Annotated in this window: 7 protein-coding genes and 1 pseudogene; 6 read left to right on the top strand and 2 right to left on the bottom strand. The window is 75.0% G+C overall.

What is annotated here, in order from left to right; genetic code table 11:
- Positions 1–1,775 (top strand): DEAD/DEAH box helicase (locus GTW08_RS20575; protein ID WP_237454020.1); only part of this gene is annotated, 1,775 nt, incomplete at its 5' end.
- On the top strand, positions 1,768–2,595 hold the full coding sequence (locus GTW08_RS20570; RefSeq protein WP_073574611.1) for an SWIM zinc finger family protein: 828 nt from the start codon (positions 1,768–1,770) through the stop codon (positions 2,593–2,595). The genes GTW08_RS20575 and GTW08_RS20570, both read left to right, overlap by 8 nt.
- A gap of 372 nt (positions 2,596–2,967) precedes the next feature.
- Here GTW08_RS20570 and GTW08_RS20565 read toward each other — a convergent pair whose 3' ends face one another.
- Positions 2,968–3,300, bottom strand: a complete 333-nt coding sequence (locus GTW08_RS20565; protein WP_073574610.1) for a DUF3817 domain-containing protein — start codon at positions 3,298–3,300, stop codon at positions 2,968–2,970.
- A 175-nt stretch (positions 3,301–3,475) separates the two neighbouring features.
- Between GTW08_RS20565 and GTW08_RS20560 the strand changes: the two genes are divergently transcribed.
- The 3 genes from GTW08_RS20560 to GTW08_RS20550 are packed head-to-tail and all read left to right on the top strand — an operon-like array spanning position 3,476 to position 5,958.
- Entirely contained in the window at positions 3,476–4,063 is a 588-nt protein-coding gene (locus GTW08_RS20560; protein ID WP_346009945.1) for a TIGR03086 family metal-binding protein, read from the top strand.
- A gap of 11 nt (positions 4,064–4,074) precedes the next feature.
- Positions 4,075–5,001, top strand: coding sequence for a TIGR03854 family LLM class F420-dependent oxidoreductase (locus GTW08_RS20555; protein WP_346009944.1), 927 nt, complete (start codon positions 4,075–4,077; stop codon positions 4,999–5,001).
- Between the two features lie 39 nt (positions 5,002–5,040).
- On the top strand, positions 5,041–5,958 hold the full coding sequence (locus GTW08_RS20550) for a TIGR03854 family LLM class F420-dependent oxidoreductase (RefSeq protein WP_202417469.1): 918 nt from the start codon (positions 5,041–5,043) through the stop codon (positions 5,956–5,958).
- Between the two features lie 23 nt (positions 5,959–5,981).
- On the opposite strand, the gene GTW08_RS20545 is transcribed toward GTW08_RS20550, so the two are convergent.
- On the bottom strand, positions 5,982–6,743 hold the full coding sequence (locus GTW08_RS20545; RefSeq protein ID WP_073574607.1) for an SDR family oxidoreductase: 762 nt from the start codon (positions 6,741–6,743) through the stop codon (positions 5,982–5,984).
- 37 nt (positions 6,744–6,780) lie between these two features.
- Here GTW08_RS20545 and GTW08_RS20540 point away from each other — a divergent pair.
- Positions 6,781–6,888 (top strand): annotated as a pseudogene (locus GTW08_RS20540) (DUF309 domain-containing protein); the annotation flags it as partial.

Genomic DNA, 6,888 nt, shown 5'->3' with positions numbered 1-6,888 from the left:
ACGAGGAGCTGGGCGAGTCCGAGATCGCCGCGCTGGTGGCGGCGAAGGCGCCGCTGGTCCGGCTGCGCGGGCGCTGGGTCGCCGTCGACGCCCAGGCGCTGGCCCAGGGACTGGACTTCCTGCGCCGCCACCGGGACCGGCCACCCACCGTCGGCGAGGTGCTGGCCGCGGCCCGTGGCGACGCGGGCGCCCCGCTCCCGGTGACCGACGTGTCCGCCCGCGGGCACCTCGGGGCGCTGCTCGAGGGCACCGCCGAGCGGACGCTGACGCCGGTGCCGGCGCCGCCGGGGTTCACCGCGACGCTGCGCCCCTACCAGGAGCGCGGGGTGGCGTGGCTGGCGTTCCTGTCGTCGCTGGGCCTGGGGGCGTGCCTGGCCGACGACATGGGGCTGGGCAAGACCGTCCAGCTGCTGGCCCTGGAGGCCCACGACCGGTCCGGCGGGCCGACCGGCGCCCCGACCCTGATCGTGTGCCCGATGTCGATGGTCGGCACCTGGCAGCGGGAGGCCGCGACGTTCGCACCCGGCCTGCGGGTGCACGCCCACCACGGGGCCGCCCGCCCGCGCGGCGAGGCCCTGCACGCCCGGCTGGGCGAGGCCGACCTCGTCGTCACCACGTACGCGACCGCGACCCGCGACGCCGAGGACCTGCGGGCGTGGCGGTTCCACCGCCTCGTCCTCGACGAGGCCCAGATGATCAAGAACGCGCACGCGGCGGCGTCGCGCACGATGCGGTCGTTCGACGCCGGCCACCGGGTCGCGCTGACCGGCACCCCGATGGAGAACCGGCTGGCGGAGCTGTGGTCGGTGATGGACTTCCTCAACCCCGGCGTCCTCGGGGTGCCGGAGGTGTTCCGGCAGCGGTTCGCGGTGCCGATCGAGCGCCACCGCGACGCCGGGACGGCCCGCACCCTGCGCCGGATCACCCGGCCCTACCTGCTGCGGCGGGTCAAGACCGACCCCACGGTGATCGACGATCTTCCCGAGAAGATCGAGATCGTGGCCGACCACCGGCTCACCCGGGAGCAGGCGTCGCTGTACCGGACCGTCGTCGACGACATGATGGAGAAGATCGAGGGCAGCGACGGCATCGAGCGCCGCGGCAACGTGCTGGCCGCGATGAGCAAGCTCAAGCAGGTCTGCAACCACCCCGCGCAGCTGTTGCACGACGGGTCCCCGATCCACCGCAGCGGCGGGCGGCACCGCTCGGGCAAGGTCGCCCGGCTGGAGGAGATCCTGGAGCCGGTGCTCGCCGCCGGGGACCGGGCGCTGCTGTTTACCCAGTACACGGAGTTCGCTGCGATGCTGCGTCCGCACCTGTCGGCGCGGTTCGACACCGAGGTGCTCTACCTGCACGGCGGCACCCCGAAGAAGCGGCGCGACGAAATGGTCGCCCGGTTCCAGTCCGGGGAGGGACCGTCGCTGTTCCTGCTCTCGCTGCGCGCGGGCGGCACCGGGCTCACGCTCACCGCGGCGAACCACGTGATCCACCTGGACCGGTGGTGGAACCCGGCGGTGGAGGACCAGGCCACCGACCGGGCGTTCCGGATCGGGCAGCGGCGCGCGGTGCAGGTGCGCCGGTTCGTGTGCCCGGGGACGGTCGAGGAGCGGATCGAGGATCTGGTCACGGCGAAGCGGTCGCTGTCGGACATGGTGGTGACCGGCGGGGAGGACTGGCTGACGTCGCTGTCGACCTCCGAGCTGCGTGCGGTGTTCGCGCTCGGCTCGGACGCGGTGGCCGACCTCGACGAGGAGACGGGGGACGCCGATGAGTGACCGGCCGTTCTGGGCGCAGGAGGACTTCACCGGTGGGCCGCCGCGCCGCGTCGAGGGCGGTATCCGGATCCACGCGGCGGCGGGCGCGGTCGCCCGGACCTGGTGGTCGGCGCGGTTCCTGGCGGTGCTGGAGCAGCTCGGCGTCGGCGGGCGGCTCTCGCGTGGCCGCAGCTACGCCCGGTCGGGGCAGATCGTGTCCCTCGACGTCGACGCGGGCGCCGTGGTCGCGCTGGTGCAGGGCACCCGGCCGCAGCCGTACCGGGTCCGGATCGGGCTGCGGGTCTGGGACAAGACGCAGTGGCGGCGCGTGGAGCAGGCCCTGGCCGCCGACGCCTGGTACACCGCGGCCCTGCTGTCGGGGACCGTGCCCCCGGAGATCGAGGAGCTGCTCGACGGCCTGGAGCTGTCGTTGTTCCCGGCCGCGGGCGCCGACCTGTCGCAGGACTGCTCGTGCCCCGACCACACGGTGCCGTGCAAGCACCTGGCCGCGGTGTTCTACGTGCTCGCCGAGCGCTGCGACACCGACCCGTTCACCCTGCTCACACTGCGCGGACGCGACCGGGACGCGCTGCTCGAGCGGTTGCGGGCCGAGCGTGACAGCGGCGACGACCCGTCCGCACCGGCCGGGCCGGCCCCGCTGGCGGACCTGCTGGACCGCTTCTGGGACGGCGCGGCGGGGTCCGCTCCCCCGCGGCCGCCGGACACCGAGCCGGGCGCGGTGCTGGACCAGGTGCCCGAGCCGTCGCTGCGGGCGGGCGGCGGGCGGCTGACCGACGCGTTGCGGCCGGTGTACCGGGCGCTGGCCCACCCGGACGCGTGAGGAACCGGGAACGTATGAGGGCCCGGTCGCCGTGGTCGAGCGACCGGGCCCTCGTCCCGAACTGACGCGCCGCTCCCACCACGAAGCGACACGTGAAACTTAGCCAAGGCTTACCTACACTGTCAAGCCGTGGGCAGGAGCGGGTTCCCCCGGAGAGCCGGGAGGCGATCGAGAGTCGCGGCCGACCCCCCGGCGCGTTCCGCCGAGCCGGGCACGACACCCGCCCGGAACGCGGGACGGCCCGGCCGCTGTGGTCGATGCGGCCGGGCCGTGTTTCCCGAACTGACGCGCCGCTCCCACCACGAAGCGACGCGCTGAAGTTAGCCTAGGCTTACCTCAGCCGTCAAGAGCGGCACGGGAATCCGGGAGGACTCAGCCGGCGATGGGCCGGCCGCGGGCCGGGTCGAGGCGGCCGGTGACCCCGGCGTGGCGCTCGAACCAGATCGTCGTCAGCGGCGGGATGCTCGCGAGCAGGCCGATCACGGTGGTGCGCAGGTCCCAGCGGAACATCCGCGCGGTCCACAGTGTGACCAGCACGTAGGCGACGAACAGCGCCCCGTGGATCGGGCCCATCACCTGCACCCCCACCTCGGTGGTGGCCAGGATCCACTTGAAGAACATGCCGATCAGCAGGCCGGTCCAGGACAGCGCCTCGGCGACCGCCACGACCCGGAAGGCCTTGGCGACGAGGGACGGGTCGTTCATGACGGGTGCTTCCTCCAGGCGGACGGGACGTCGGAGTCCACTCTGCCGTATCCGCCGCACCACCTTCTACCAGGTGTCGAAAGACATACGGGGCGATGAGTCGGCGCGCCGCGGCCGGTCGGAGCAGGCAGGGCCCCGCGACCGTGGGGCACCGACCCGACCCGAGGTGGCCACCGTGCTCGATCTCGCCCCGACCGCCCGCGCCGTCGCCGACGTCGTCACGGGTGTCCGCGACGACCAGCTCCACGACACGACCCCGTGCGACGGCATGACCGTCGCCGCCCTGCTGGATCACGTGCACGGTCTGGCGTGGGCGTTCCGGGTCGCGGCGCAGAAGTCCCCCGAGGCCGCGGGTACCGCGCCGAGCGCCGACGCCGCGCACCTCGTCGCGGACTGGCGCACCGCGATCCCGGCCCGGCTCACCGCGCTGGCGCAGGCGTGGCGCGAGCCGGCCGCCTGGGAGGGCTTCACCGCGGCGGGCGGTCTGGACCTGCCCGCCGACGTCGCCGGGGTCATCGCCCTCGACGAGCTGGTCCTGCACGGCTGGGACCTCGCCGTGGCCACCGGCCGCCCGTTCTCCCCCGACGACGACGCCGTCGCCGCCGTCCTGGAGTTCACCACCGCGATGTCAGCGCCCGGTCAGGAGGCGTCCCGGGAGGGTCTGTTCGGGCCGGTGGTCCCGGTCCCGGCCGATGCGCCGCCGTTCCACCGGGCGCTCGGCAACAGCGGCCGCGACCCGCGCCGGAGCCCCGACGCGGGGTAGCGTCGACCGACGTGGTGACGTCCCCGCACGGCAAGGTCCGCATCGGCGTCGGCTCGGTGGGGCTTCGCGCCACCGACCCCGGCTCGGAGTTCGACGAGTTCGTCGACGCCCTCGAACGCGCGCGCATCGACTCGCTGTGGTTGCCCGACCTCGTCTCCGCCCCCGGCGTCGACGCGCTGGTCGGCACCACCTGGGCGGCCGCCCGGACCCGGACGCTGAAGGTCGGCACCGGTGTCACGATCCTGCCCGGCCGCAACCCGATGCTGCTCGCGGCCGAGCTCGCGTCACTGGCGGTGCTGGCGCCGAAGCGGATCCTGCCCGCGTTCGGCATCCGCGCGGCGACGCCGTCGGAGCGCCAGCTGTTCCCCGTCCCCGGTACCCGGGCCGCGGTGTTCGAGGAGTCCCTCGTAGTGCTGCGACGGCTGCTGTCCGAGGAGTCGGTGACCCACCGCGGCGAGTTCTTCACCCTCGACGACGCGACCGTCGCGCCGCGCCCGGCCCGCCCGCTCGACCTGTGGCTGGGCGGTCGCGCGGAGGTCGGGCTGCGCCGGGTCGGCCGGCTCGCCGACGGCTGGCTGGGCAGCTTCCTCACGCCCGACGAGTCCGCCCGTGCCCGCACCGTCATCGAGGCTGCCGCCCGCGACGCCGGCCGGGCGATCGACGACGACCACTACGGCACCAACGTCACCGTCGTGCTGCCCGGCGACGGGTCCGGCGCCGCCGCCGACCACGCGCTGCACCGGGCCGCCCAGCAGCGACCCGACGCCGACCCGGAGCAGCTGGTCGCCCGCGGCTGGGACGGCGCCGCCGAGCAGATCCGCCGCCACGTCGAGGGCGGGCTGACCAAGTTCGTGGTGCGCCCCGCCGCTCCGGCGCGGGACTGGGCCCGGTTCCTCGACGAGTTCGTCGCCGAGCTGGGGCCGCTCGAGTCGGACTGAACGTTCCCGGACGAGTGACCGATCACCTACGGTGTGTGAGTGGTCGACTCCCCGCACGGCACGGTCCGCATCGGTCTCGGCCTCGTCGGGGCCCGCCACCTACCCACCTTCGCCGACGAGTTCGACGAGCTGATCCACGCCCTCGACGCCTCCGCGGTCGACTCGCTGTGGCTGGCCGACATCGCGTCGAAGTCGGTGGTCGACCCGATGGTGGGCAGCACCTGGACCGCGGCGCGCACCCGCACCCTGAAGGTCGGCACCGGCGTCACGGTGCTGCCCGGGCGCAACCCGATGCTGCTCGCCTCGGAGCTCGCGTCGCTGGCGGTGCTCGCGCCCCGGCGGATCCTGCCGGTGTTCGGGCTGCAGGCCGCCCAGCCCTGCGACCGGCAGCTGCACCCCGTCCCGGGCCGGCGCGGCGCAGTGTTCGAGGAGTCGCTGGTCGTGCTGCGACGGCTGCTCACCGAGGACTCCGTGACCCACCACGGCGAGTTCTTCACCCTCGACGACGCCGCCGTCCTCCCCCGCCCGGCCGCCCCGCTCGACCTGTGGCTGGGCGGACGCGCCGACGCCGGGCTCCGGCGCGCCGGGCGGCTCGCCGACGGCTGGCTCGCCAGCTTCCTCACCCCCGCCGAGACCGCCCGGGCCCGCGGGATCATCGAGACCGCCGCCCGCGACGCCGGCCGCACGATCGACGACGACCACTACGGCACCAACCTGTGGGTCGCCCCGCCCGGCGCGGACCCCGGCCCCGCCCGCGCGCTGGCCGGGGCCCAACGCCCGGATGCGGACTGGCGCGACATCGTCGGCGACGGCTGGGACGGCGTCGCCGAGCTGGTCCGCCGGCACGCCGACGGAGGCCTCACCAAGTTCGTGGTGCGCCCGACCGGGCCGGTGGCGGACTGGCCGGGGTTCCTCGACCGGTTCACCACCGAGCTCGGGCCGCTCCAGTCCGGCTGAGCGGCGGGGTGCTGCGGGGGGGGTCAGCGCGTCGTCCAGATCCCCCCGTCGACCGGCAGCACCGCGCCGGTCACGTAGGACCCGGCGGCCCCGGCCAGGAACAGCGTCGCCCCGACGACGTCCGAGGGCTTCCCCAGGCGTCCGAGCGGGGTGGAGTCGGCGATCTCGTCGCCCGCCGCCTCCAGCGTGGCGCGCATCATCCGCGACGGGAACGGCCCCGGCGCGATCGCGTTCACGGTGATCCCGCGGCCGGCGAGGTCGCGGGCCAGCACCCGGGTCAGCTGGTGCACCCCGGCCTTGCTGGCCGAGTAGCTGTAGTTCGGCAGCTCGGGGACGCGCAGCCCGTCGATGCTGCCGATGTTGATCACCCGGGCCGGGTCCTCGGCCGACGCGGCGGCCTCCAGCAGCGGCAGGAACGCCCGGGTCAGGAAGAACGGCGCCTTCAGGTTGAGGTCGAGCACCTTGTCCCAGGCGTGCGCCGGGAACTCCTCCAGCGGCGCACCCCAGGTCGCGCCCGCGTTGTTGACGAGCAGGTGCACCCGCTCCTCCCGCTCCCCGACCTCCGCGGCCAGCCGGACGCACTCGTCCTCCGACGACAGGTCCGCGGCGATGCCGGTGCCGCCGATCTCCGCGGCGGTGTCGGCGCAGGCGTCGGCCTTGCGGCTGGAGACGTAGACCCGCGCCCCGGCCTCGGCGAGACCGCCCGCGATCATGCGGCCGATGCCGCTGGTGCCGCCGGTGACCACGGCCACCCTGCCGCGGACGTCGAACAGTTCGGTGATCATGACGCACGCTAACCGGAGAGCTGGCACCCTCGCAGCCATGACCCGTTCCCGCGACCGCGACGACCGGGGCCGTGCCCGCAACGCCCGCCCCCGCGACGCCGCCGGGCGTCCGCTCCCGCACGGCGCGCCCGGCGTCGGGCGGGTG

The organism is Pseudonocardia sp. SID8383 (assembly GCF_009864975.1).
GTDB classification, from domain to species: domain Bacteria; phylum Actinomycetota; class Actinomycetes; order Mycobacteriales; family Pseudonocardiaceae; genus Pseudonocardia; species Pseudonocardia alni.
Note: the sequence above shows the minus strand (reverse complement) of the source record. Positions and strands in the feature narration are given on the sequence as shown.